The 25,483-nt window shown below is 57.7% G+C and carries 25 protein-coding genes and 1 pseudogene; 6 read left to right on the top strand and 20 right to left on the bottom strand.

Annotated elements, in window-relative coordinates:
• The first annotated feature begins 576 nt into the window (after positions 1–576).
• Positions 577–867 (top strand): hypothetical protein, encoded by a 291-nt coding sequence (locus Q0M74_RS05195; RefSeq protein WP_293952142.1) that lies wholly within the window; start codon positions 577–579, stop codon positions 865–867.
• A 21-nt stretch (positions 868–888) separates the two neighbouring features.
• On the opposite strand, the gene Q0M74_RS05190 is transcribed toward Q0M74_RS05195, so the two are convergent.
• The 3 genes from Q0M74_RS05190 to Q0M74_RS05180 all read right to left on the bottom strand — a co-directional run bounded on the left by Q0M74_RS05190 (position 889) and on the right by Q0M74_RS05180 (position 4,025).
• Positions 889–1,050, bottom strand: coding sequence for a hypothetical protein (locus Q0M74_RS05190; protein WP_293952140.1), 162 nt, complete (start codon positions 1,048–1,050; stop codon positions 889–891).
• 141 nt (positions 1,051–1,191) lie between these two features.
• Entirely contained in the window at positions 1,192–2,205 is a 1,014-nt protein-coding gene (locus Q0M74_RS05185; RefSeq protein WP_293952138.1) for a hypothetical protein, read from the bottom strand.
• Positions 2,206–2,498: 293 nt separating this feature from the next.
• Entirely contained in the window at positions 2,499–4,025 is a 1,527-nt protein-coding gene (locus tag Q0M74_RS05180) for a TM0106 family RecB-like putative nuclease (protein ID WP_293952136.1), read from the bottom strand.
• A gap of 96 nt (positions 4,026–4,121) precedes the next feature.
• On the opposite strand from Q0M74_RS05180, the gene Q0M74_RS05175 reads away from it, so the two are divergent.
• Entirely contained in the window at positions 4,122–4,757 is a 636-nt protein-coding gene (locus Q0M74_RS05175; RefSeq protein ID WP_293952134.1) for a DUF6474 family protein, read from the top strand.
• A 3-nt stretch (positions 4,758–4,760) separates the two neighbouring features.
• Here the strand turns inward: Q0M74_RS05175 and Q0M74_RS05170 are convergent, their stop codons facing one another.
• The 8 genes and pseudogenes from Q0M74_RS05170 to Q0M74_RS05130 form a co-directional block, all read right to left on the bottom strand.
• Entirely contained in the window at positions 4,761–5,468 is a 708-nt protein-coding gene (locus Q0M74_RS05170; protein ID WP_293952132.1) for an SDR family NAD(P)-dependent oxidoreductase, read from the bottom strand.
• Positions 5,461–6,321 (bottom strand): 3-hydroxyacyl-CoA dehydrogenase family protein, encoded by an 861-nt coding sequence (locus Q0M74_RS05165; RefSeq protein WP_293952130.1) that lies wholly within the window; start codon positions 6,319–6,321, stop codon positions 5,461–5,463. The genes Q0M74_RS05170 and Q0M74_RS05165 overlap by 8 nt, the downstream gene beginning before the upstream one ends.
• Before the next feature lies 1 nt (position 6,322).
• Positions 6,323–7,120 (bottom strand): enoyl-CoA hydratase/isomerase family protein, encoded by a 798-nt coding sequence (locus tag Q0M74_RS05160; protein WP_293952128.1) that lies wholly within the window; start codon positions 7,118–7,120, stop codon positions 6,323–6,325.
• The gene (locus tag Q0M74_RS13875; protein ID WP_366087860.1) at positions 7,120–10,062 is read right to left on the bottom strand and encodes an AMP-binding protein; all 2,943 of its coding nucleotides are present in this window, start codon (positions 10,060–10,062) and stop codon (positions 7,120–7,122) included. The genes Q0M74_RS05160 and Q0M74_RS13875 overlap by 1 nt, the downstream gene beginning before the upstream one ends.
• Before the next feature lie 52 nt (positions 10,063–10,114).
• The gene (locus Q0M74_RS05145; protein ID WP_293952126.1) at positions 10,115–10,864 is read right to left on the bottom strand and encodes an SDR family NAD(P)-dependent oxidoreductase; all 750 of its coding nucleotides are present in this window, start codon (positions 10,862–10,864) and stop codon (positions 10,115–10,117) included.
• 53 nt (positions 10,865–10,917) lie between these two features.
• Positions 10,918–12,060, bottom strand: coding sequence for an acyl-CoA dehydrogenase family protein (locus tag Q0M74_RS05140; RefSeq protein ID WP_293952124.1), 1,143 nt, complete (start codon positions 12,058–12,060; stop codon positions 10,918–10,920).
• Positions 12,060–12,864 (bottom strand): annotated as a pseudogene (locus tag Q0M74_RS05135) (enoyl-CoA hydratase-related protein). The gene Q0M74_RS05140 and the pseudogene Q0M74_RS05135 overlap by 1 nt, the downstream one beginning before the upstream one ends.
• Positions 12,865–12,909: 45 nt before the next feature.
• A complete protein-coding gene (locus Q0M74_RS05130; RefSeq protein WP_293952122.1) occupies positions 12,910–13,578 on the bottom strand; it encodes a TetR/AcrR family transcriptional regulator in 669 nt (222 codons plus the stop codon).
• Positions 13,579–13,865: 287 nt separating this feature from the next.
• On the opposite strand from Q0M74_RS05130, the gene Q0M74_RS05125 reads away from it, so the two are divergent.
• Positions 13,866–15,344, top strand: a complete 1,479-nt coding sequence (locus Q0M74_RS05125; protein WP_293952119.1) for an MFS transporter — start codon at positions 13,866–13,868, stop codon at positions 15,342–15,344.
• A gap of 82 nt (positions 15,345–15,426) precedes the next feature.
• Here Q0M74_RS05125 and Q0M74_RS05120 read toward each other — a convergent pair whose 3' ends face one another.
• Complete coding sequence (locus tag Q0M74_RS05120; RefSeq protein WP_293952117.1) at positions 15,427–16,065, bottom strand: response regulator transcription factor; 639 nt, start codon at positions 16,063–16,065, stop codon at positions 15,427–15,429.
• A gap of 106 nt (positions 16,066–16,171) precedes the next feature.
• Positions 16,172–17,431: a sensor histidine kinase gene (locus Q0M74_RS05115; protein ID WP_293952115.1), complete on the bottom strand. Its 1,260-nt coding sequence runs from the start codon at positions 17,429–17,431 to the stop codon at positions 16,172–16,174.
• Between Q0M74_RS05115 and Q0M74_RS05110 the strand changes: the two genes are divergently transcribed.
• Positions 17,430–18,023 carry a DUF2020 domain-containing protein gene (locus Q0M74_RS05110; RefSeq protein WP_293952113.1) on the top strand — a complete coding sequence of 198 codons (594 nt, stop codon included), beginning with the start codon at positions 17,430–17,432 and terminating at the stop codon, positions 18,021–18,023. The two genes, Q0M74_RS05115 and Q0M74_RS05110, sit on opposite strands and share 2 nt — an antisense overlap.
• A gap of 5 nt (positions 18,024–18,028) precedes the next feature.
• On the opposite strand, the gene Q0M74_RS05105 is transcribed toward Q0M74_RS05110, so the two are convergent.
• Positions 18,029–18,181 carry a hypothetical protein gene (locus Q0M74_RS05105; protein ID WP_293952110.1) on the bottom strand — a complete coding sequence of 51 codons (153 nt, stop codon included), beginning with the start codon at positions 18,179–18,181 and terminating at the stop codon, positions 18,029–18,031.
• Complete coding sequence (locus tag Q0M74_RS05100) at positions 18,182–19,033, bottom strand: class E sortase (protein ID WP_293952108.1); 852 nt, start codon at positions 19,031–19,033, stop codon at positions 18,182–18,184.
• Between the two features lie 232 nt (positions 19,034–19,265).
• On the opposite strand from Q0M74_RS05100, the gene yidC reads away from it, so the two are divergent.
• Positions 19,266–20,540: a membrane protein insertase YidC gene (gene yidC, locus Q0M74_RS05095; RefSeq protein ID WP_293952144.1), complete on the top strand. Its 1,275-nt coding sequence runs from the start codon at positions 19,266–19,268 to the stop codon at positions 20,538–20,540.
• A gap of 108 nt (positions 20,541–20,648) precedes the next feature.
• On the opposite strand, the gene Q0M74_RS05090 is transcribed toward yidC, so the two are convergent.
• The 5 genes from Q0M74_RS05090 to Q0M74_RS05070 all read right to left on the bottom strand — a co-directional run bounded on the left by Q0M74_RS05090 (position 20,649) and on the right by Q0M74_RS05070 (position 24,325).
• Positions 20,649–21,290 carry a TetR/AcrR family transcriptional regulator gene (locus Q0M74_RS05090; protein ID WP_293952106.1) on the bottom strand — a complete coding sequence of 214 codons (642 nt, stop codon included), beginning with the start codon at positions 21,288–21,290 and terminating at the stop codon, positions 20,649–20,651.
• Positions 21,291–21,627: 337 nt separating this feature from the next.
• Positions 21,628–21,885 carry a GlsB/YeaQ/YmgE family stress response membrane protein gene (locus Q0M74_RS05085; RefSeq protein ID WP_293952104.1) on the bottom strand — a complete coding sequence of 86 codons (258 nt, stop codon included), beginning with the start codon at positions 21,883–21,885 and terminating at the stop codon, positions 21,628–21,630.
• A 243-nt stretch (positions 21,886–22,128) separates the two neighbouring features.
• On the bottom strand, positions 22,129–23,022 hold the full coding sequence (locus Q0M74_RS05080) for a universal stress protein (RefSeq protein ID WP_293952102.1): 894 nt from the start codon (positions 23,020–23,022) through the stop codon (positions 22,129–22,131).
• 164 nt (positions 23,023–23,186) lie between these two features.
• Positions 23,187–24,152 (bottom strand): LLM class flavin-dependent oxidoreductase, encoded by a 966-nt coding sequence (locus tag Q0M74_RS05075; protein ID WP_293952100.1) that lies wholly within the window; start codon positions 24,150–24,152, stop codon positions 23,187–23,189.
• A 35-nt stretch (positions 24,153–24,187) separates the two neighbouring features.
• Positions 24,188–24,325, bottom strand: coding sequence for a hypothetical protein (locus Q0M74_RS05070; RefSeq protein ID WP_293952098.1), 138 nt, complete (start codon positions 24,323–24,325; stop codon positions 24,188–24,190).
• Here Q0M74_RS05070 and Q0M74_RS05065 point away from each other — a divergent pair.
• Positions 24,324–25,325: a pseudouridine synthase gene (locus Q0M74_RS05065; RefSeq protein ID WP_293952096.1), complete on the top strand. Its 1,002-nt coding sequence runs from the start codon at positions 24,324–24,326 to the stop codon at positions 25,323–25,325. The two genes, Q0M74_RS05070 and Q0M74_RS05065, sit on opposite strands and share 2 nt — an antisense overlap.
• Positions 25,326–25,483: the final 158 nt, after the last annotated feature.

Raw genomic sequence — 25,483 nt, 5'->3', positions numbered from 1 at the left:
GGGAATGGATCTGATGGTTGTGGTTGGTCAAACTGAAAAATGAGAAGAATCTGCATTCATCTATTGGGAACATAGTCCTGAAGAACCATGAACACAGGGCATTGTGTGGAGCTGTGTCTGGGCAGAGGACGAAGCCTGGAATCTGGGCAAGGAAGCACAGACCAAGGGCTATCACATCTCCTGGACCGAAGTTCGCCTGGCTTCCCCCTCGATCCCACAGACCCTCCACAATCAGTGTTCATTCCCGGCCAACTCACTCTGGAGCAGGATGATCTCAATGCTGAAGAATTCAGCGTTTTCATCCCTTTTGAAGACCTATCTGACACAGGAAGAGGCTGAACAGAGTGGGCCAAACGAGGATGCAGTCTGGGAGTTCACTCAACCATGGACTGGCAGGTTCACACTGGCCCCCTTTAAAAAAGAGCATTTTTCACACGGTTGGGTAAAGCCTCACCGATATTCACTGTGAACCAACTTCCACCTACCTCCCCACTCATTGACCCAGGTCAAGGAACTCTTTCATGATCCGCCATAGGCTGAAGAGGAATCAAGGAACCAATGGAGAGGATCCACATAATGTCCAAGACCACCCAGACCGCCAAAATGGTTGACCTTGTTGCCAAGGTTCACGGCGATAATCATCTCCACCTGGCTGAGGTGAAGAGCTTGTTCCACGAGGTCAATAGCCACTATCCACAGCTCAAGGAAACAACCGCGCCTGAGCGTGCAGAGCTCAAGGGCAAGTTGGCCCAGATCCGTGAGCTATCCAATGATTTCCAGACCCCGGCTGATGGCTGTGAGGGATATCAGATGATGGATGCAGGCCTCATGGAGTTCGAAAAGGACGTGCTGGCACAGCTGGGATAAGGACCCACGCGAGTATCAGGATCATCCATGATCAGAAGCCTGATCGAAGCCTGCAGTCTCTGACAGATTCACCACGGTGAGTACCTTGCACAGGATGTGATCGTCCGGGTACTCACCGTGGTGTTCAATCTGGTGCTGCTCAGCAAATATCTCCCACGGCTCTTCTTTCCCAATCTGCTTCAAGCCGGTGGAGGTTACCCACCCCGCTGATGGTAAGCGCGGAGGTATCTTCCCCCTCACCATTTTCCATGATGAAGGTGGTGATGAAAATGCTTTGTTTATACATCTTGTGCTCAGCTTCTGAACTCTGACGCGGGATCGGAATCAGGGTAGTACCTCCTCGATCTGTGCCTTCAGGGTTTTCTCCCAATCATTGCGTGGAGGAGTGGTGGAACTGCTGCTGATCCAGAGGTCTGCAACTGCTGGCATGCTGTTTTCTGAGCGGGTATGAATAGTCGGCCCATATATAACCTCACCCTCCAGAGATTTCTGCTGCATCCACCTCTGCCATTCCGGCAATTCCCGGGCGCGGTCTGCCACCTGTGCCGCCACCGCAAGCATCGTCTCATCACCGGTATGACTGTGGATGAACAGCTGACTCTGGTACCCCAATTCCAGGGAGCTGACCTTTACCCCCAGCTCATTTATATCTTTCACCAGGTCTATTGCTTCTTCCAGACGGTTTCCGCTAAGCGGATTGTCTTCATCGGGAATCACCCGGAGCTTCATCCAGCTTTGTCCTTCATGGTCAGGCACGGTGACATTCAAGGAACCTGCCACTATCTGGTCGGCGGAATCCACCAAGTCCTCGATGTGATTCTCCAGGCAGGCGATGTCATATGCATCGCAGGGTGTGGTATCCACAGCCCAGGGACCAGCGGCGTCAATACTAAGGCGCTGGATATCTCTCCCCACCAGGTTGCTGACCACATCCAGGTTAATTCCACCGCCCATCCCCGGGGAGATCGCCACCTCTGTGCCATCGACCATTGCGGTTACCCTGTAGATGCCAAATTGCAAGCCTTCTTCAACCGTTCGATTTTTCTGCTCTTCTAACAGGGTCAGTGCTTCAGCAACCCCGGCCATGTCTGATTCACCCAGATCTGTTTCCACAAAAATCGTGAAGGGCATATCAGGAGGAGGATCGGGGGCCTGTCCATCGATCACGGAATAGGCACCACCCAACCAGTAGTGGATACCAAGATCTCGATCCTGTGCTTCTTGGTTAAAGACCTCCACCAGGTCCTCACCGATTTCCAGATCATCACCGGCACAGGCACTGAGCCCCAACCCCATGATGCCCAGGAATGCCCCAACCCAGAGTTTTTTTGGCTTCATAGGGGCCTATCCTAAGCAAAACTCTCATCTACCCACCTGCACGGTGTCCTGAATCGACACAACGCTGGTTACACAATCCACTGTGTCGACTTATTCACACTTCCCCTCATTTGAGTTCATATGGTTTGACACACCGATCTCATGCGAAGCCGGTGTGTCGAAGCTTTCATGTTTAGCCTTCACAGCCCTGAAAACGTGTCTCTCCAGAATCGCTTTCAAGGCGAGGACAAAGCTTCAGCCAGGCATTGCAGGGCTTAAAACAGCCAGAAGTGCGTTCAGCAATCTTCGCTCTCTCAGGATCCTGAAGGTAATTCACCCAGCACAGGGGCAGTTTTCGCGCCCTGTCTGAGCCAGTGGCGTACAGCTGCGGTGGCGCGGCAGTCATCGCCGTTATAGCTGAGCAACTGGGCACGTGCGGCCTCCGCATCTTCCGCGGAGCCTGTGGAGGCGATCAGGAAGGCATGCAGGCTGTCTTCACCGGCGAAGTCTTCCTCATCCCAGTTGAATCCGGCGGCCGGTGCCAGCTGTTTCAGGCCCAGGCCTCCCGGCCCCACCAACTGCTGCCTGGCTACGGCGAACATGTCCACCCACTGGTCAGAGCCGATGAATCGGCGTACTTCAGCCTCATCGGGGACACCGGGGACCCTGCCATGGAAGCGTCGGGCAGAAGACAACATCCAGTGGTTTTCACCATTGCTGGAATAGCAGAAGGCGGCGAAGCTCTGGCCGTGCTGTTTGGCTTTGTCCCGGCGTGCCATGAGCCAGCGCCAGAACTGGGCGAAGTTCTCACCCTCCGGGTTTTCGCCGAGGCTGTCCCAGATGACGAAGGGGGTGTAGTCATCGCCATCGAAGGCGCCCCAGAGGTAAGCACCGAGGTCGAGGTAGGCTTCCACGTCCACGTCGATTTCCACGTCGAAACGCGGGGCGGTGGTGGTGGGTGCGCGGCGGAGTACAGGGATGTCAGCACGCCAGGCTGCGGCGATGTGGGAAATGTCGCCGAGGGAGGCGTCGATAAGCTCCTGTGTGGTGGCGATGCCGCGCTCGCGATAGGTGGCGGCGCGGTCACCGGAGAGGAAGAGGCTGATTTCATCGGCGTCGCGCAGTTCGGGTTCACAGGTGGACCAGAAGCGGCAGTTGGCGCATTCCTTGACCCGACGCGGGCCGGTGGGTGGTGGGGCAAGCAGGGCGCGTTCAGCGGCCGGGGTGTAGCGGGTGACGTCAACCAGGTAGGCCCAGTCGCGGTCCTGCCCGATCACCGCACCGTGCTTATCTGTGTCCCCGGCACCAGCTTCATCCAGTCCGTAGAAGGCGAGCGCCAGGCGGTAACCATCAATGGTGTGGTGCCGCAGGGTGGCCGAAACTGTCACAGGTTTACCCCTGCCCAGGCGGGAGGTACCGATGGCCTGCATTTTCTGATGTGCGCTCGCACGGGCTACGCGGTGGTTGCTCACCATCACGGGCACGTAGGTGCCTTCCGGGGTGCGCACCAGGATGTCGGCCACCACTTCCCAGGCAACGCCATCCAGCTCACCGGTAAATACGGCCCCGGTGATCACGCTGGCCTGCGCGGCGATCGCCTCCAAGGTGTGGAACTCAGCGAGTTCCTCCTCAGGGTCAAGATCAATGCGTTCAAAAGGTATGCGGCCACGCTTCTTCGGGGTCTGTGGCAAGCGCCCCATCACCTCGGCCAGGCCTGCCTCACGACGCACTCTACGCTGCAGTGATGCCTCAAGCGGAGCGATTTCAGGGAAGCGAATACGCTGCACCTGGCGGTACCTGCATCCCACGAGGTCACCTGGTGTCAGACGTTCCGATTGCATTCTTCCCACAGTGACACGAGCTTATTGCAATATCGTGGGTAAAGTTGAATCGAGAAGTCGAGAACCAGCCGACCGCGATGAAAGAATTGAGAGCACATGGGTATCTTCGAAGCGATCCGTTCCGCCCGGGCGAAGACCAAGGCAGAGATCAAAGCCGCTGAGGCAAAGGTAAAAACCGAGTCCAAGAATAAGGCCAAGCTTGACCTAAAGCGCGAGAAGCTCATCGCCAAGCAGGAGCAGAACCTGCTCAAGGCTGAGAAGAAGGGACTGAAGTCCCGTCGTAAGCATGAGCTGAAACTGGCCAAAGAAACCCTGGCTGCCAAGAAGGCCGGCAAGTTCAACAAGAACAACGTCAAGCGTTGGAGTGGCACTGCCCGTATGCTCACCCCACTGCTGCTCCCCCTGGCTTACCGTGTATCCACTGAGATTCGCGATCAGTTCGTCAGCAGCCGTGCTCGCCGTGCCGGTGTCACCACCGAGCAGCTGTCCAAGTATGCCGGTCACGGCGCTCCCCTGAAGGCGCGTATCGCCGGTGTTCGCAAGACTGCCCGTGACTCCGGCCTGCCGCAGGGCTTCGTGCTGGATGTGGAAGAGCGCCTCAAGGAACTGGACGCGGCTGTGGACAACTCCGAGTACATGGCACCACAGCAGCGTAACCGGGCCCACCATTCCATTGAGAGCGATCTGAACCAGGTTTCTGATCAGATTCAGGATCGCCTGCTGGACCGCTAATAACTACATGCTCAGACCACCGGAGACTGACAACACCTGACCGGTGGTGAACCCTGCCTGTGGGCTGGTGAAATAGGCAACCGCCTCGGCGATCTCCTCCGGGGTGGCTGTTCTGCCCTTGGGTATCGCCTTGATGGTTCCAGCCATCACCTTGCCCGTCAGGCCCCCGTTCTCCAGCATCCCGCCGAGCAGGTCCGTGTCGGTGGGACCCGGACTGACGATATTGATGGTGATGTCTTTGCGTGCTGTCTCCCGAGCGATGGATCGGACAAACCCCATCAGTCCGGCACGCGCAGCCGAGGACGCCGCATCACCGAGTGTTCCAGCCTTGCCGGAATCCGAACCGATGATGACGATGCGCCCATAATCATCACACTGTTGCAGGGCTGCACGCACCAGGTTCATCGGCCCGAGCAGCTCCGTGTTGATGATCTCCTGTGCCTGATCTGGGTCCTGTTTGGTGAAGAACTCCAGTTCATGACGGTGGCCGGTGGTGATGACCAGGGTGTCGAACTGGCTGACCTCCGCAAACGCCCGGGAGATGCCTTCCGGATCGGTGGCATCCAACTGCACCACATTCACCGCCGGATCCAGCTTTGTGGTGGGTGGATTGCGGTGGTAGCTGAGGGCGATGGAGTCGGCGCTGATCAGCAGACGACGCACCACCGCAAGCCCAATGCCACCAGCCCCCACCACGAGCACCCTAGTCATAGGTATACCAACCCTTGCCGGACTTGCGGCCGAAATCACCGGCCTCATACTTTTCAGTGAGCAGTGGATGTGGCGCATCCGTCTCATCACCGGTCAGCTCATAAGCGGCCTGGCGAATCAGATAGGTGACGTCTAGGCCCACCAGATCCATGAGTTCAAACGGTCCCATCGGATAACCCAACGCTGACTTGGCTGCGGTGTCAATGTCCTCGAGGGAGGCGATCTCCTGCTCCAGAAGACTGAGCGCCTCCGCACGCACCGCACCCATCAGACGATTGGCGATAAACCCCGGGATCTCCTTGTTCAGCACCACCGGATGCTTACCCATCTTCTCCACCACGGCGACAACACTGTCCACCGTGTCATCTGAGGTCTCCGCATGACGGACCACTTCCACCGCCTTCATCACCAGCGCCGGATTGAAAAAATGCATGTTGCAGACCTTCTCCGGGCGTCCCGTGGCATCTGAGACCGCGGAGGAACCATAGGTGGAGGAGTTCGTGGCCAAAATCGCATGCGCCGGGGCGAGCTCATCAATCTGGGCAAAGACCTTCCGCTTCACATCCAGACGTTCAGTGGCTGCCTCAATCACCAGATCCGCATCCCCCAGCGCTTCCTTCTGATCAGTGGTGAAACTGATCCTGGACCAGGCCGCATCCACCTCATCCTGGGTCATCCGCCCCTTGGCCACACGCCCCTTCGCCCAGGTCTGCATATCCTGCCTGGCTGCTTCCACCGCCTCAGCAGAAATATCCTGCACCACCGCATCAAATCCGGCCGCGGCTGCCGCCATGCCGATCTGACGGCCCATGGCGCCGGAGCCTATGACGGCGATCTTCCTGATATCTGTCATGTCAATTCCCCTTGAATTCCGGTGTGCGCTTATTCAGAAAAGCGGAGGCTCCCTCAGCCTTGTCCTCCGTGGTGTACAACAACGTCTGGGCCAGTCGCTCCAGAAGCAGACCCGTGCGCTGGTCAGTTTCGGCACCATTGCCGATCACCAGTTTCGCCAACTGAACCGCCAGCGGCCCCTTGCTCAGGATTGTCTCCACAGTGGCGCGGGCACTCTCTATGAGAGAATCCAACGGATGAACCTCAGTCGCCAGGCCATAATTCAGTGCCTGCTCCGCAGTGAGAATCCGCGAGGTGAGAATCATCTCCACGGCACGTCCCTTGCCCACCAGGCGGGACAGTCGCTGGGTACCACCGGCACCGGGCAGCACACCCAACGTGGCTTCCGGTAGACCCACCTTGGCATTCTCCGACATGACCCGGATGTCACAGCTCATGGCCAACTCCAGGCCACCACCAAGTGCCACGCCGTTGATCGCGGCGATGGTCGGCTTGGGGTACTCCTCGATGCGGTCATAGAGCTTCTGCATATGGCCGGCCAGACCATGGTGCAGGTCATAGTGCTGCAGCTGGGAGATATCAGCTCCCGCCACGAAGGCCTTCTCACCAGTACCAGTGAAAATGACAGCCTGAACCTCAGCGCTGCCCTCCCACTGATCCAGTACCTCCTCGATCTCCGCCAACACCGTCTTGGACAGGGCATTGCGCTTATCCGGACGGTTGATGGTGATGGTGCCGATGTTGTCTGTGACCTCGGCGAGGATGGTCTCGAAGGTTCGGGGTCCGGTAGGGTTTGTCATTACTGTGCTCCTCCTGCAGTGAACGCGCCGACACCGGTGATGAAACGGCCGAGGGTCAGCTGGTGAACCTCATCAGTGCCCTCATAGGTGCGGACGGATTCCAGATTATTGGCATGGCGTAGTGGTGAATAATCCAGGGAGATACCGTTGCCACCGAGCATGGCACGTGCCTCGCGGGCAATCTCAATGGCCACGCGGGTGTTGTCCAGCTTGCCGGAGGAGATCATCTCCGGGGTGACACCGGTGGTGTCCTTGAGTCGACCGATATGATGCGCCAGGTGGTAGCCCTTGTTGATGGCAACAGCCATATCAGCAAGTTTCGCCTGGGTGAGCTGGAAGTGGGTCAGGGGAGTGCCGAACTGCTCACGGTGGTTGGAATATTCCAGGGCCGCATTGAAAGAGTCACGCGCTGCTCCGAGGACACCCCAGATAATTCCATAACGGGCTTCATTGAGGCAGGAGAATGGTCCACGCAGACCGACCGCGGAATCTTTCGGAAGCATGGCGGTGGAAGGGAGTCGGACATCTTCCATGGTGATCTCACACTGCACTGAGGCACGCATGGACAGCTTCGGTTCAATGACCTTGGTGGAAAAGCCCGGGGTGTCCGTCGGAACGACGAATCCACGGACACCGCGACCATCACCAAATTCCTCAGTCTGCGCCCAGATGATGGCCACATCGGCGAAGTTTGCCAGGCCGATCCAACGCTTGGTGCCGTTCAGCACCCAGTCTCCACCCGGTTCCTGTCGAGCGAAGGTCTTCATGGCCGCCGGGTTGGAACCGGCAGTGGGCTCGGTCAGGCCGAAACAACCCACGGCCTCACCCTTGGCCATGCGTGGCAGCCATTCCAGTTTCTGGTCCAGGGAACCATGCTTATGGATTGCGGCCATCGCCAGGGACCCCTGAACAGAGACGAAGGTGCGCAGACCGGAATCACCGGCCTCCAGCTCCTGTGCCGCCAGTCCATATTCCACGGCGGAGTGGCCCGGGCAGCCAAAACCATTGAGGTACATGCCCAGCAGACCCAACTTGCCCATCTCAGGGATGATCTCACGTGGGAAGTGGCTGGCGTTGTACCACTCTGCGATATTGGGGCGGATCTCCCTGTCCACAAACTGACGGACCTTCAGGGCAATGGATTTCTCCTCCACGGAGAACATGCTGTCCATCTGGGTGACATCCACCGGACCCCACCAGGAACCGCGGAGATTGACCAGCACCGGTGGTGCGGTGATCTGTCCCGGGGTGGCGATCAGCTCATTATCAATGCTCTCCTGCTTGAGACGGGAGGCGACCTCGGCCAGGTGTTCACGCAGCTTGAACTTCTGTGGCTTGCCCGATGGGGTACGTGGCAGCTCATCCAAGGCCTCGATGTACTCAGGCCAGTAGGGCTTGGCGATATTGGTGGATTCCAGGTGCTTCTTCAGCGCCTCCATGGTCAGTGGCTCACGACCCTGTTCCATAACCACCATTGCCGCAGCAACCTCCTGCAGACGGTCATGAGGCATACCGACCACCGCGATATCCGCGACATCCGGGTGCTGCACGATGACATTCTCCAGGTCAGCCACGGGAACGTTCTCACCACCACGGATAATCACATCCTTACTGCGGCCGGACAGGGAGACGAATCCCTCATCATCAATGACCGCCAGGTCACCGGTGATGAACCAGTCACCATCAAATTCCTCCAGGGTCTTGTCCAGCATTCCCAGGTAACCACGGAAGAGGAAGGCGCCGCGGACCTGCAATGAGCCTTCATTCCCCGACTCAAGTTCCTTGCCTTCAGAGTCCACAACCCGCACCTCCATGCCAGGCAGTGGGCGACCGTCAGTGTTGATGATCTTGTCATCCGGGTAATCCGGGTGTCCCATGGTGGACAGGCAGCACTCCGTCATGCCCCAACCACCGAAGACATTCATCTCCGGGAGCTTCTCACGGGCTTCGGTGATGAAACTGCGTGGGATGGTGGCACCCATGCAGCAGAAACGCTTGAGGCTGGTCATGTCGTAGTGATGCAGGTTCTCCGCATGGAGCAGGTCATGCAGGAACGGTGCTGCACCGGAAGTGTGCGTGATGCGGTACTTCTCCACGAGGTAGACGAAGTAGTCCACGCTCCACACATCCTGGATGACACCGGTGCCACCCAGCATGAAGGGCAGGCTGACGCCGTAGAGGTAACCGGTGAGGTGGCCGAAGGTGGATGCCATGTGGATGACTGCAGAATCATCCATGCCCAGCTTGTCTGGCCAGGGCAGGGCACCGGCAAGCACGGTGTTGTGGGTGTGCATGACACCCTTGGGCTTACCGGTAGTGCCGGAGGTGAACATGATCAGGGCCAGATCATTAGGATCAGGACGCAGTTCGGAGAAATCAATCGGGGATTCCTCACGGCGGGCACGTCCGGTCTCCAGGAAGTCCTCGAAGAGGTCGAAGCCCTTACGCTGTGTCTGACCACGAACAACAATTGTCTTCCGGAGATCAGGAAGATCATCCCGGAGACGGTCCACCATGTCCATGTAGTTGAAGTGACGGAAGGTTTCGGTGATGAACAGCACCGACACTTTGGCGGTCTTGGCCATGTGGCTGATCTCGCGGTCCCGGTAGATCGGGATCAGGGGGTTGGTGACCGCACCGACACGGACGGTGGCCAGGTGGGCGATCAGCCATTCGTACCAGTTGGGAAGATGGATTCCCACGACGTCACCAGGCTTCACACCTGCCTCGATCAACGCATGGGCTGCCACATCCACGTCTTCCGCGAGCTCACTGTAGGTGTGGCGACCATTCTGTTCCACGGTGCACAGCTTGTCTGGGTTGGCGGCTACGGCATCATCAAAATAGTCGATGAGAAGTCGGTTCTTCCAGATGCCGTCGCTGATGTACTTCATCTTCTCTTCGTCGCTAAGCAGGAGTTCAAAGGTGGATGTGGGGCTCATGGTCGTGGTGTCCATTTCTCTGTGGCCTATCTCTGAATGTGGGGAGGTGATACTAGATCATGGTCAGACCACCGGAGACAGACAGGGTCTGACCGGTGATATAGGAGGTCGCAGGGGAAGCGAAGAATGACACGGCATTGGCCAGGTCATCGGGCTGCGCTAGACGACGCAGCGGAATGGCCCGCTCCAGCGCCGCGCGCAGTTTGGGATTCTCCTCAGATATCTCCGCAAACAGCGGAGTATCAGCAGGTCCTGGGCATACAGCGTTGGCGGTAACACCATAACGGGCCAGCTCACGGGCCAGAGTCTTGGTGAAGGAGACGACTCCACCTTTACAGGCTGAGTACACGGCCTCCCCGGAGGAACCAACGCGGGCAGCATCGGAACCGATGTTGATGATGGTTCCGCCGCCTTCCTGCTCCACCATCACCCGTGCCACCGACTGGGAGCAGTGCAGTGTTCCATAGAGGTTGATGTTGATGATGCGATCCCAGATCTCCGGCTCAATTTCGAGGAAGGGGCCGATCTTGTCCCAGCCGGCGTTGTTCACCATGACATCGATGCGTCCGTACTTCTCCTTGGCTTCTGTAACCATGGCATCCACAGCTTTACGGTCAGCAATATCCACGGTGACGCCGATGGAATCATTACCTAGTTCAGCAGCGGTGGCGGCGGCTGCCTCACCATTGAGGTCAGCGACCACGACGGTGGCGCCATCAGCTACCAGGCGCTGGGCGATGCCCTTGCCGATTCCCTGTGCTGCGCCGGTGACAATGCAGATACGTCCAGTGAGAGTGCTCATGTAAATCTTCCTTTTTTAATAAGTGGAGGGGGTGTTGGTGATCCGGGCTGCCTCTATGGGGCGAATTCGCGGCCCAGGTTCTGTCGGGAGATGATCAGCTTCATGATCTGTGCAGTCCCATCACCGATCTGGAGTCCCAGGACATCGCGGAGACGCTGTTCGATCGGGCGGTCCTTGAGGTAGCCGAACTGTCCGTGGGAGAGCAGGCACTGGTTGATGACGTCATAGGAGAGCTTGGGAGCCCACCACTTGCACATCGCGGCTTCCTTGGTGTGTGGCTGGCCGGCATCCTTGAGCCAGAGAGTCTTGTGGCACAGCACTCGAGCTGCGGTGAGGTGCGTGTCGGCTTCTGCAAGTGGGAAGGAGACTCCCTGGAACTTGGAGATCGGCTGGTCGAAGGCTTGTCGCTGGCTGGTATATTCCCAGGTTTCATCGAGGGTTACCTGGGCGGCGCCGATGACCTGGAGGCCGATGAGCGCACGGGAGAAATCAAAACCCTGCATGACCTGGGTGAAGGCCTCGCCTTCCTTGCCCAGCAGGTTTTCCTCTGGGATCCAGACGTTGTCGAAGTCCACAAAACCACGGCCCACGGACAGGGTGCCCATGTCATTGGCAGCGGTGCGGGTGATGCCATCGCGGTCCAGTTCCACGAGGAAGGCACTGATACCGCGTCCGCGACGTCCCTCCTCAGTGCGGGCGAAGATGACGGTGGCACCGGCGTGGATGGCGAAGGACATGGACTTGGTTCCGTTGAGAACCCAGCCGTCCTTGTCCCGGCGCGCGGTCATATCGGGGTTTCCGGCATCGGAACCGCCGGTGGGTTCGGACAGGCCGATGGCGACGATGTCTTCACCGCTGGTGATCTTGGGGACCCATTTTTCGGCCAGGGACTTCTGGGCGTTTCTGGCCACGACCTGACCCACGAGGGAACCAACGACCTGGACATAGGAGACGTTGATGTCTCCACGGGAGATTTCCTCGATGATCATGCCGCTGGTCAGTGCGCGTTCACCCTGGCCGCCGAGTTCCTTGGGCAGCTCCGGGGCGATGAGGCCGCGGGAGCCCATTTCCTTACGCAATGCGGGGTCGATGATCTTATCGATCTCACGCTGCTGATAGTCAGGTGCGATCTGTTCGCCGAAGGCTCGGGCCTCATCGATGTAGCGCTGCTGCTCTGTGTCAACTGAGAAATCCATTATTTTCCCACCTTGGAAGCGAAGTCCGGCTGACGCTTCTCGGCGAAGGCGACTGCGCCTTCCATGCCTTCCTCGGTGGCGCCGTAGAGGTCCAGGGCGGACATGGCCATGTTGGACAGGCCTGCCTGGTGGTCGGTGTCAGCGTTGAAGGACTGCTTGAGGAAGCGGATGGCGGTGGGTGACTTCTCGCCGATCTCATCTGCCCAGGACATGGCTACGTCGATAAGCTTGTCCGGCTCAGCGACTTCGTTGACCAGGCCCCAGTCCTTGGCGGTTTCTGCATCGTATTGGCGGCAGAGGTACCAGATTTCGCGGGCGCGCTTCTCGCCTACGATGCGGGCCAGAAAGGCAGAGCCGAAGCCGGCATCGAATGATCCGACGCGAGGTCCGGACTGCCCAAAGCGTGCTGTGGAGGAGGCGATGGTGAGATCGCAGAGTACGTGGAGGACATGTCCACCGCCGATGGCCAGGCCGTTGACTGCTGCGATGACGGGCTTGGGGATGTCACGGATGGTCTTGTGCAGCAGGCCGATTTCAAAGAGGCCAGTTTCGCTTGGTCCATAATCACCGGTTTCAGCGCGCTGTTTCACATCGCCACCGGTGCAGAAGGCTTTTTCGCCGGTGCCGGTGAGGATCACTGACTGCACACCGTTGTCTGCCCATGCCATCTTCAAGGCCTTGATGAGCTCTTCGACGGTCTGTGCACGGAAGGCGGTGTGGCCGGTTGATGGTGATTAACGCAGCAGAGTTGCGACGCTCGTAGAGAATATCTTCGAAGGTGGTGTTGACGACGGGTGCAGACATGGTGACAATCCTTTTCTCAATGATGTTCAGGTGCGGTTGTTGGTATCAAGGGGTTTCTGCCAGCAGATCCGGGTAGTCGCTGTAGAATTCGGTTTTTAGTGCGCCATGGATCATGATGGAGACCTGGGTCGAAACGAATTCCTCAAAGCTCATCCGTTCGGAGAAGTACCAGTACTTCAGTGCCCAGGAATGGGCGATCAGCAGGAGGTCATAGGAATAGGGACGCGGGTTGAGATTGCTCCGGAAGAAGCCGGCCTCGATTGCTCCCTGAACCGACTGCAGCATGAACTGGCCGGTTTCCAACTCGAGTTTTTTCACCAGGTCCTGGCTTTCCCGGTCCAGAGTCACTGTTTCCCGGTAGGTCAGGAGTACGGCTTTGCGGTTATCCCGGACCACTTCTGCGTAGGCGGTGAATGCTGCCACCACCCGGCGAACGGGGTCCTCCACTGGTTCCAGGGCCCGTGGAATCTGGTAGCCCATCTGATCAAGCACATCGACGATGACTGCCCGGACCAGGGCTTCCTTGTTTTCGTAATAACGGTAGATCAGTCCGACGGAGACCTGCGCTTTATCAGCGATGGCCTTCACGGAGGTCACCCGGGAACCCTGCTGCTGCATCAGGGTGGCGGCGGCGTTGAGGATTTGGCGTGTGCGAACATCCTGTCGCGCGTTGAATGCCACCTCATCGGCACTGCGGTGCTGTGCTGTGGTCATGGTGTGAGTGCCTTTCGGTGTTACTGATCACTATCCCGATCATTGAATGAACTCTCATTCACTTTGAATGAACGTTCATTCAATGACCTAACACTAACCCAATAAGGATGTGTCCACAGTCACTTAACCAACAATTGAGCAATCGACATCACAGCGATACCCGAATGGCAATAAAGAGACAGTCTCACCATTGCGCTGCCCCCTGCCCCTTTCCGAAAACCGCCCCTATGGAAAGCGTAGAAACCACAGATATCTCTATCCCATGAAGAAGCGGTATCGTATCCATAATGCCCATCAACTCCACGGTGTCAGAATCCCAACAAACTGCACCAGAAATTAAATACAACCTGCTCGTAGGCACCCTTGCTGCAGCCGGTATCACCGTCTCACTGGCGCAGACTCTGGTGATCCCCATCATCGGACGCCTGCCTGAGATCTTCGACAGCACCGCAGCGAATGCCTCATGGATCATCACCGCCACCTTGCTGGTGGGTGCTGTGGCCACACCGGTGATGGGTCGGCTCGCTGACATGTACGGCAAGAAAAAGATGATGCTCTTCTCCCTGATCCCCTTCATCCTGGGATCTGTGGTCTGCGCCCTGTCCATGGATCTCATCCCCATGATCCTCGGACGTGGCCTCCAGGGACTGGGTTCCGGACTGATCCCACTGGGCATCTCCCTCATGCATGATCTCCTGCCGCGTGAGAAGGCCGGAGCCGCCATCGCCCTGATGAGTTCCTCCATGGGCATCGGTGGTGCACTGGGCCTGCCACTGGCTGCAGGCATCGCCCAATTCGCCAGCTGGCGGGTGCTGTTCTGGTTCACTGCCGTGGTGGCAATCACCGTCGGCCTGGCCATCTGGCGGGTCATCCCAGCAGTCACTCCGGCCGCGCGCTCCGGGGGCTTCGATTATTTCGGTGCCCTCGGCCTGGCCTCCGGACTCATCGCCTTACTCCTAGCCGTGTCCAAGGGCTCGGAATGGGGTTGGGGCAGTGCCCTGACCATCGGGCTCCTCATCAGCGCAGCCCTCATCCTGGTGGGTTGGGGCTGGTTTGAGACCAGACAATCCGCACCACTGATCGACCTGCGCACCACCGCACGACCGGTGGTGTTGATGACCAACATCGCCTCCATCCTCATCGGCTTCACCATGTATGCCATGAACCTCATCCTCCCGCAGGTCATCCAGCTGCCAGTCTCCCTGGGCTACGGTCTGGGACAGAGCATGCTGCAGATGGGACTCTGGCTGATCCCCATGGGCATGGGCATGATGCTGGTCTCCAATGCCGGTGCCGCCATCAGTGCGGCACGTGGCCCGCGGGTAACCCTGACACTTTCCGGTGTGGTCATCGCAGCAGGTTATGCACTCACCGCCGTGGTGTTGGCCACCATCGGTAATCGTGCACCAGCCGCAGAGGCTGATGGTGGCGCAGTCCTGGCGACCCTCATCCTCTTCTCCGCCTGCAGCCTGGTGGTGGGTGTGGGCATCGGCTTCGCCTTCGGATCCATGCCCTCACTGATCATGGGAGCCGTCCCCGCTGCAGAGAAGGCCGCCGCCAACGGCTTCAACTCACTCATGCGCTCCCTGGGCACCACCGCCTCCTCAGCGGTCATCGGTGTGGTGCTGGCCAGCATGATGAACAACGGTGTCCCCACTCTGGGGGGTTTCCTGACCACCCTGATCATCGGCTGTTGTGCGGCCCTGGTGGCAGCCGTCATCTCCTACTTCATCCCGGTCACCACCCAGACTGTGGCGGTGAACTAACGGCTGTAGATCGGACATATCAAGTAAAGGGGAGCAGTTCACATTGGTGAACTGCTCCCCTTTAGCTTTTAAAACGCTCCAGCTACAGCAACCCCTGCTCACGTGCAGCAGCAACAGCGGAGGTGCGTGAACGCACGCCCAGCTTGTCGTAGATGTGCACCAGGTGGGACTTCACGGTGGCCTCAGAGAGGAAGAGGATGCGTCCGATCTCCCTGTTGGAGGAACCACCGGCCACCAGTTTGAGCACCTCCAGCTCACGCGGGGTGAGGGAGGTCTTCGGGGTGCGCACACGGGTCATGAGGCGGTTGGCCACCATCGGTGACAGTGTGGAATCCCCCTCGGCGGCGGAACGTACCGCGGCCAGGAGTTCATTCGGTGGGGCGTCCTTGAGCAGGTATCCAAGGGCACCTGCCTCAATGGCTCCGAGGATGTCGGCATCGGTGTCGTAGTTGGTCACCACAAGCACCTTCGGCGGATTCTCAATATTGCGTTTGATGGCGGCAGTGGCGTCAGCACCCGTGGATACCTGGGTGCCCTGAACACCGGGACCGAAGCGGAGATCCATGAGGATCACATCAATGCCTCCATCCGCGGCAGCCTGTACGGCAGCCTCAGCGGTGGAGACCTCCCCTACAACTTCAATGTCATCTGCGCTTTCCAAAACAGCACGGAGTCCAAGCCTGACGATCTCGTGATCATCAGCGAGCAGCACGCGGATCATATATTTGACTAGGTCCTTCCCATGGCGCATCCCCGGCGGCTGGGATGGCCGGGGCATGCCTCAACAGTCATTAGAGCAGATGAGTCATTCTTTAGTTTAGCGTCTCTCAACTCTTGTTTGAGAATTCAATCGGAAGTGCGACGGATATGGCTGTGCCCTGACCATGGGCAGATTCCACCACCACCTCACCATCCAGCTCCTGGGCACGCTGCCGCAGCGCATTGAGTCCGATATGCCCCAGGCCTGCCGGACGCTGTGCCACATACTCAGGATCAAAGCCCACACCATCATCCACAACATCAAGACGTACCTGGTCATACTCGTAGGTGAGAGTGACATGGCAGTTGGCTGCCTCAGAATGTTTGGCCACATTCCCGATCGCCCCCTGGGCGATACGCAGCAGAGTGGCCTCTGTCTTCATGGGCAGCTGGCGCTCATCACCATCAACGTTGATGACAAAGTTGATGCCCATCAGCGTTTCAGTCACCCTGTGTAGCGCACCTTCCAGGGAGGTCTTGGACAACGCCGCCGGCTGGAGGGCAGCGATCATGGCCCGGGCTTCACTGAGGTTGTCAGAAGCGGTGGTGCGCGCCAGGCGGATCTTGTGCAGTGGTGATGCTGCAGCACCATCAGCGTCCAACCCCTGGGAGATGATTTCCTGTTCCGCCACGTGCAGCAGCATCTGGATGGAGGACAACCCCTGGGCCACGGTGTCATGGATTTCATGGGCGATGCGCTGACGTTCCTCCGCAATACCTGCACTGCGTTCCGTCTCTGCCAGCTGGGAACGAGTTTCAATGAGCTGATCAATCAGCACCTGCTTCTCATTGTTCACCTTCCACAGGGTGCGGAAAGCGTAGTCAATGGCGATGGTGACCAGTGCTGCCACCGACGGCCCCATCACCCCACCCAGTGTCAGGCCGCCGGGGTACTGGCTGACAATGGCCACCGCCGTCCCGCCCACCACCGCGACGATGCCACGCACATCCGGCATCACCTGCAGGAAGAGGAAGTACAACGGGAACACGATGTAGATGCTGACCGGCACGATCGGCAGCATGAGCACCCATACCAGGGTGAGCAGGAACAACCAGATCAACTGCGTGGTGTGGCTGAAATTCACCCGTCTGGAGGAACCGAAGAAATAGAGAAAACCCCAGGCGAACAACAGCACACAGGACGCGGCGAACAACGGCAGCATCAGACGTGCGGAGGCACCCAGACCGACCACCAGCAGGGTGGCGGTGAGGATGTGGATACTGTTGCGATAACTCATCGCACCGGGTTGGCCACCACGGCGTGCAAGATTCTCAACATCGAGCTCATTGCGCATCGAGTCCGGCTGGCGATCTAGGCTTGACTGCATGCGTCGTACATTACCCACCACCGGCCTGAAGACCATCCTCCTGAGCAGTGTTATTGCACTCGGTGTGTCAGGCTGCACAACTGATGAACCCGAGGCTGCCCCGGCTCCGGCAACCACTTCAGCAGTTCCCGTGGAGACGGTCCCGGAGGCGAACGTCGACGCACTCCCCGTTGATGCCTTGCCCGAGGTCCCCCGCGCCGCCCAGCAGGCATGCCCCTATCTGGACACCCAGTGGGTTGCGGACACCAACGGCCAGCGCATGACGGGGCTCGGCATAGATGAACGCTTTGCCACGCCCGCCTGCGTCTTCTGGTCTTTCCCCGAAGAACCCCAGCTCACCGTGATCGTGCGCGAGATGGCCACCGTGGACGACGCCATCGCCGTGGTGGACTGGGCAGCCCCCATCGACACCACCGAACCAGCGGAGGAACCGGAAGGCTGGTCCGGCGGACGCCTGGGCGGATCAGGTGGTGCCGGCGCACTTTATGCCGTGCAGAAAGACACCACTGCCGTGGTGGTCTTCACCAACCAGGACCAGTCACTCAAAGCCCAACTCGTGGCTGAAGAAGTGATCACCAACTTGAGACTCTAAGTGGCTTAGACCGCGACGTCGTTATACGGCATCAGCGGCGACACCAATGGAAAAACAACCTCCATGAGCAGGAAGAACACCGCAACCACCAGTGCCAGCATCACCAGGAACTTCACCAGGCGCGGGCCGGGAAGATAATGCCACAACAGGCTAAACATCTAGGACTCCTCCAGAGCTGCGGGGCGTTCCCCGTCGATTTTAGTGATACTCTCCACCAACATGCCATGTACGATCATGCGCTCCGCAGCAGAAAACTGTGGGTGGCAGGTGGTCAGGGTGATCAATGATTCAGCGCCCTCCCTCACCTCGGTCTCCACGAAACCTGGGACCGGATTGATCACCTCCACATGGTTCGGCGTGGTGATATAACGACCCTGGACAGTGGCATACTCCCCAGTGACCATGCGCTCCATCTGCTGCTCTGTGAAACAATCTGCAGCCTCCCCATGACGGGTGACAGCATCCCCGCTCAGGGGCATCACACGGTACACATCCCATGACGTGGCGGTCTCCATGACGATGGCATCACAGGAATTCAGGTTATCCAGATCATTAAAGGGTGCACCCTTACCCACACGGTGACCGGCAAGCGCGAAATTGCCCGGCTGCCCAGACATCTGCGAATCCGTATAACGCCCCGGACCGGCAATCAGCTCTGACTCAGTGGTTCCCTCAATCACCGCAAAGTGAAAATCAGAACCGAAGGTGGGAATGTACATGCGGGCAAAGGCCTCGCCCAGTTCTGGGTTCAGCGCCTGGCGGGGATTCACGCGCTCACCCTCCGGCGCACTCCAGCTCTCCTCCAGCAGCTGATTCGCCTCATTCTGCTGTCGACCAGACTCAATATTGGTCCAAAAGGACTCATAGAAGGCAAAAAGTAAGGCCAGAGCACCGAGGGTGAGAAGAATCTCCCCGAGAATTTGGGAGACGGTGATGCGTGGGCGGGACTTCTTGTCCCGCAGAGTTCCCGGGGTGGCAGCGCCGACCCCGCTATTATCAACTGACTGCATTCCTGGGCTCTCTGCCCCCACCACTCCTGCCGTGTAGGCAGCCTGTGCTGCCTACCTGCTTGGAGACCAGGGACCTCTGCTGCTGAGTTTTAGGTTACTGATGTTTTATGCACGTACCATGAACAGGTGTGATTTCACCGTGCTACCGACTTCATGTACCACCGAGGGATCATCATACAGCTGTTAGGCATAAAGCTACACCAAATCCAACCTGGGAAGGGTGAACACGAAGGTGCTCGATTTTCTGATCTACCCGGTGTCCGGAGTGATGAAACTTTGGCACCTGCTCCTGCACAACCTCATAGGCCTCGACGATTCCATCGCCTGGTTCATCTCCCTGTTCGGCCTGGTGATCACAGTCCGCGCCATCATCGCCCCCTTCACATGGAAGATGTACAAATCAGGACGCCTGAATGCCCAGATCCGACCACGCCGCGCAGCCATTGAAAAGGAATTCGAAGGCAGGCACGATCAGGAATCCATCCGTACCATGCAGCAGAAACAACGCGACCTGAACAAGGAATTCGGCATCAACCCCCTGGCCGGTTGCGTGCCCATGCTCATTCAGCTGCCTACCGTCATCGGCTTGTACCAGGTGCTCCTGCGCATGGCCCGCCCCGAAGGCGGTCTGGACAATCCGACGATCCACCCCATCGGCTTCCTCAGTGCAGAAGAAGTACAAACCTTCCTTGAAGGCAAGGTAGCCAACGTACCCCTGCCTGCGTACGTGGCCATGCCTACCGAACAATTGGCCTTCCTGGGCACCACCCGCGGTGATGTCCTCAGCTTCGTGCTCCCCCTGTTCATCATCGCGGCCGTCTTCACCGCCTTCAACATGGCACTGTCGACCTACCGCAACTTCCAGACCAATGACTACGCCTCCGGGTTCTCCACCGGCATGTTAAAAACATTCATCTGGTTGGCCGTACTCGCCCCCATCTTCCCACTCCTGCTCGGACTCACCGGCCCCTTCCCCACCGCCATCGCACTGTACTGGGTCACCAACAACCTCTGGACCTTCGGCCAGACCGCCATCATGCACTTTGTCATCGAACACAAATACCCGCTCACTGAAGAGTTCAAAGAACACCACCGTGTACTTCGCGACATTTACCGTGAAGGCCAGAAGGAGAAGCGTTCCTTCCTCTGGACCAGACGGAAGAACTGTCTCATGATGGTCCTCACCCCACACAAGGCTTCCGAACTCCACGCAGAAAACGTAGCCATGACCGAGGAGAGAACCTCCCGGCTGGAAGCAGAAAAGGCTGAGAAGAAGGACCTCAAAGCCAAGCGGAGAGAATCCCGACGCAAGATCAACCAGGAAACCATGACAAAGATGAAGGAACGCCGCAAAGCAAACAAGGCCAAGCGGCAGGCTGGTGGGAAAACCCCAGGGGAGACTTCAGGAGAAGCTGCTCCAGAGATTACTGAAGATACCGGCAAGGACAGTGCTGAGAGCACCTCTGGAGACACCCTGACAGATCATCCCGGCACAGAAAAAGCTTAAGGTGCTGCGCGGGGGGGCTCACAAGGCTCCAACAGGTTAAAGCACAAAAGGTGGTTACCACTGATCTATGTCAGTGGTAACCACCTTTTCTTATAATCTCTACCGTGTCTAGATTGAGTAATCAGCTGGAGGTGCGGACAGCAACTGTTTGGCCAGCTCGCGGGAGGTCTCCAGAGGGCCGATCTCCTGAAGCAGACGGGATCCGGCCAGACCACCATCAAGGAATACCAGCAGCTGGTTTGCCTGGGTGGTACCCGGGTAACCATTCTTTTCCGTGAGCAGTTCCGTCAGGGTCTGGTGACACCACTTGCGGTGTTCCATCACCGCTGCAACAATGCCCTTTTCTGAATCAGACTCAGGCCGTGGGTACTCATTGGCAGCATTCTGGAAGTGGGAGCCACGGAAACCCTTCTGCGGTTCTTCCTCAATGCACTGGTCGAAGAAGCAAAGAATTTTATCCTCAGGATCCTTCAGGTCGTCTACCCGCTCATGCCAGGCTTCCCGCCACTGTTGGTCCAAGTTCTCCAGGTAGGCGATGACCAGTGCATCCTTGGAACCAAACAGGGAGTACAGGCTGGCTTTGGCCACATCAGCTTCACGGAGGATGCGGTCAATGCCGATGACTCGGATGCCTTCTGTGGTGAACAGGTTGGTGGCGCTGTCCAGGAGACGTTGACGGGGGCTTGGTCGATTGCGACGACGACTTGCCCCGGCACTGGTTTTACTCTTGCCTGAAGCGCTGGCAGCCACGTTCGGCCACGTCCTTTCGAGGTTGTATGGGTTACTTCAGTGTTGTCTGCAGATAACTCCCTGAGCCCAGGGGTCCAAGAAGGTCCCTAGACGGCAGGGAATTCAGCAGAGATATCGGATCTCTATCCAATATAGACAAACCGGTTCGTACAGTATTAATCTACAGGCCCGTTCAGTGATTGTGAAAGTATTATCTTCTTTATTGAAAATTTAGTTGCCGGTCCTGGTCGATGGCCACAAGAGCAACTCAGGGAAAGTGCAAAGCGACCCCCAGCACTGCTGGGGGTCGCTGTTGATCTAGTGTTTTCTAAATCGTGCTCCGGTGAAGGCTGGAGAGTTACTTCTTAACTGCGCGGACGATACTGAGCAGAATCACGGCACCAATCAAACAGGTGATGAAACTGAAGATCCAGCCTCCGCCGGCGACATCAACCCCAAAGAGGGAAAGAAGGAAGCCACCGAGCAGGCCACCGATGACACCTACAACAATATTGAGGAGAATGCCCTGCTGGGCGTCGGTTCCCTTGATCTTTGACGCGATCCAGCCGGCGAGACCACCGATGATGATCCAGGCAATAAATGACAGTCCAAGCATGGTACGAACTCCTTTGTTTGTTCTTACCGTTCTTTGTTTTCACCCACATTTGAGACGTTCATGGGTTCTTTATTAATTTTAGTGATACTTGACTGCGAATGCCCTTCATAGAGGACTAATTAAGAGAATCGTAATTGAATATTATCCAAATAGTGATGGCGCCTTAAACATCCTGTTTTTTAAACAGAATCCTCAGACGCCATACCAAGGGACTTATCAGCCCCCTGCCAGAAGCTCAGCTGCCTATGACTGTGGACGCACCACCATCATCGGGCATGGTGCGGACTGCAGAAGGGCACGCGAGGTGGAACCCAGGAGCATACCCTTGAATCCGCCACGACCGTGAGAGCCAACCACCAGGAGCTGTGCACCCTCGGCCGCTTCAGCCAGTGCACGGACCGGACGGTCACGGGTGATGATCTTCTTGACCGGCACGTTCGGATACTTGTCGATGAGTGGCTTGATGCGCTCGATGAGCATCTCGGTCTGCTCGCGCTCCACATCATCCCACTGCTGCTGAGCTGCTGCCAGACCGGCCAGGGATGCCTGGACCTGCATATCCATCCAGGTGTGTACTGCGATCAGCTCGGAACCACGGGCATCAGCTTCAGCGAAGGCATATTCAGTGGCCTGTTGGGACACCTCGGATCCGTCAACACCGACCACGACTGGACCGTACTTGGTGTCTTCGTTGACTGCGCTGTCCTCACGGACCACGACAACCGGGCAGCTGGCGTGGGAGACCACGGCACCGGATACAGAACCCAGAACCATTCCGGAAAGTCCGCCCAGTCCACGGGAACCCATGACGATCATGGTTGCGGACTTGGACATCTCCAGCAGCATGTCGATCGGGCTTCCCTCTGCGATGGTGTGTCCGATTTTGATCTCTGGGGCTACCTCATGTGCGATGGCACGTGCTTCATCGATCTTCTCCAAGGACTCGGCCTGGAGGTCGTCGAAAAGCTCCTGTGGCGGAACCATGCCCTCGGCGTAGAGGAACTGGGGCATGGTGTAGCTAGATGCCAAACGGAGGGGGATGCCGCGCTTGTTTGCCGTGTTCGCAGCCCACCGAACTGCCTGTTTGGAGGCGTCGGAACCGTCTACTGCGACGACGACGATGTCTTCTACGCTCATGTCTTTGTCGACCTTTCTCACTGCGAACCGCGGGCCAACAGCTCCCCACGATTCAGAATCACTGTCATCTCCCAGTGTACCGCGTATGCCCAGTGCTGTACGCCGGTTAGAACCAGATACGGGGGTATTTACAGTGAGATATGTCGTACTTAATCAGTGGATTTTTACCATACCCGGCCAAGCGTCTCAATAGACGCCTTTCTCACCGCAGGGTCAAAGGAATATGTCACGGTGATGATCTCATCCAGGGCATAGCGTTGCCCGAACTCCTCAAGATCCCGCACCACCTGGTCGGCGGTACCCACAAAGGTCATTTCGAGGGAATCCGTGATGTGCTTCCACACCATCGGCCCCAGCTTCTCCTCCAACCCCGTCTCCGGTGCCGTCAGCTTTGAACGTTGATTGGTCACGATGCCAGCAAACATCTTATGCAGCGTGGACAGCTGGAAACGTGCTTCCTCTTCCGTATCGGCAACGAGCACGTTCGCCGCAGCCATCACATAGGGCTGCGCAGCACGCTCACGGTAGGAGGCAATCGCCGGCCCCATCTGGAAGGGGGCAAAATGACTGGCAAAAGCAAAGGGCAGCCCGACTTCAGCAGCCATCGCAGCACCATTGACGGAAGAACCCAACATGTACAGCGGCACATTCGAGCCCTGCCCCGGGTGTGCAATCACCGCCGGGCGACCCTCTCGGTCCCCCAGATAACCTTGCAGTGCGCTTATCGACGCAAGAACATCCTCCACATGTGCACTCGAACGCCCCAGCTCCCTAGCTGTGGCAGGGTCCGTTCCGGGTGCCCTCCCCAGACCAGCTTCGATCCTGCCCGGGAACATCGCATCCAAGGTCCCGAGTTCCTCTGCAACATGAAGCGGCGAGTGATTCGGCAGCATGATGCCACCCGAACCCACCTTGATGCTGGTGGTGTTGGCAGCGATATGCCCCATCAGCAAGGTCGTGGCAGAGGATGCCAGTGCTTCAGAATTATGGTGCTCAGCCACCCAGTATCTGGCATAACCGGTGGCTTCTGCTGCCTGAGCTGCTTCCACGGAGTGGGCGATCGCTTCACCTGCCGTCATACCTTCACTGATAGCTACAAGGTCGAGAACGCTTAATCGTGGTTTTGTCATATCAGCCCGTAAAGTAGGTGGAGTTGTTGAGGTGTTTAACCCTCAATTGATGGTGCATCGGCATTAGCCGGGTAGAGCAGATCAAAAATGACTCGCCCGACCTCTGATGAGAGCTGGCCGGTGCCCGTGTTTAAGAATTCGATGATTGGGTTGATGATTACGTTGAAGTCCATGACAAACAGGGTAGTACAAAAAGCAAAGGCTCAACCGCCACTGCCAATCAGAAATGGACTCAACCCCTCCCGCGTCATCCTTCCGCAGGACAAGGAACCCCTGCCTGCCGCGGAACTCGTGGAATATCTGATCGGTACCCAACGCCATAGAAACCCCTTGGATGATGCTTCCGCTCTGCAGCGTCGCTTCGCTGATGGTGAGGTGGTCAACCTCTGGGGGCAGCCCTATGCCCCCTCAGACATCGTCAAACCTGGCGAGGACATCTGGTTCTACCGCATGCCCGCAGCAGAACGTCCTGTCCCTTATAAGATCCACATCATCCATGAAGATGATGACCTGCTGGTCATTGATAAGCCCCCCTATCTTGCGACGATGCCCCGGGGACGCCACATTACCGAGACTGCTCTGGTGAAGATGCGGATCCTGACCAGCAACCAGGACTTAACCCCAGCTCACCGTCTCGACCGTCTGACTTCGGGTGTTCTCGTGATGGTCAAACGTCCTGAACTCCGTGGCATGTACCAGACGCTTTTTGCCCGGCGTGAAGCCACCAAGACCTATGAAGCCATCGGTGACTTCCGTGCAGAGCTGGTTCCGGGGGATGAGCCGATCTTCTGGGAATCTCGTATTGAGAAGGAACGTGGACAGGTCCAGGCCTTTGTCACCGAGGGGGAACCCAATGCCCGTACCCAGGTTCTCAGTGTCATCCCGGTGACTGCTGAGGAACAGTCCGATATGGAAGCCATGCATGGCCCACTGGCTCCACAGGCGCGTTATGTACTTGGTCCGGAGACCGGAAAAACACACCAGCTGCGTATTCACATGCGTGATGCTGGCGTCCCCATCCTGGGAGATCCTCTCTACCCGGTCCTCCACGCTGTCGACGATGAGGACTACAAAACCCCCATGCACCTCATCGCCCGTTCATTGTCTTTTGTTGATCCTCAAACACAGCTCTCACGAACCTTCAACTCTATCCGCTCAACTGGCTCCATGTAGGAAATACAGTCCCCCCCTGAAAAAAACATCACTCCACCAAAAAGGGGGGGGGTGTGTGATGACCCCAACCAGGACCACCACACACCCCAGAAACACAAAAAAGGAGAAGGAAGAAACCACTAACTCGTTTCTTCCTTCCCCTCATAATCATTAAGTTT

The sequence above is a fragment of the uncultured Corynebacterium sp. genome (genome assembly GCF_945649885.1).
Classification (GTDB): Bacteria; Actinomycetota; Actinomycetes; order Mycobacteriales; family Mycobacteriaceae; genus Corynebacterium.
This window is presented reverse-complemented; position numbering and strand designations above follow the sequence as displayed.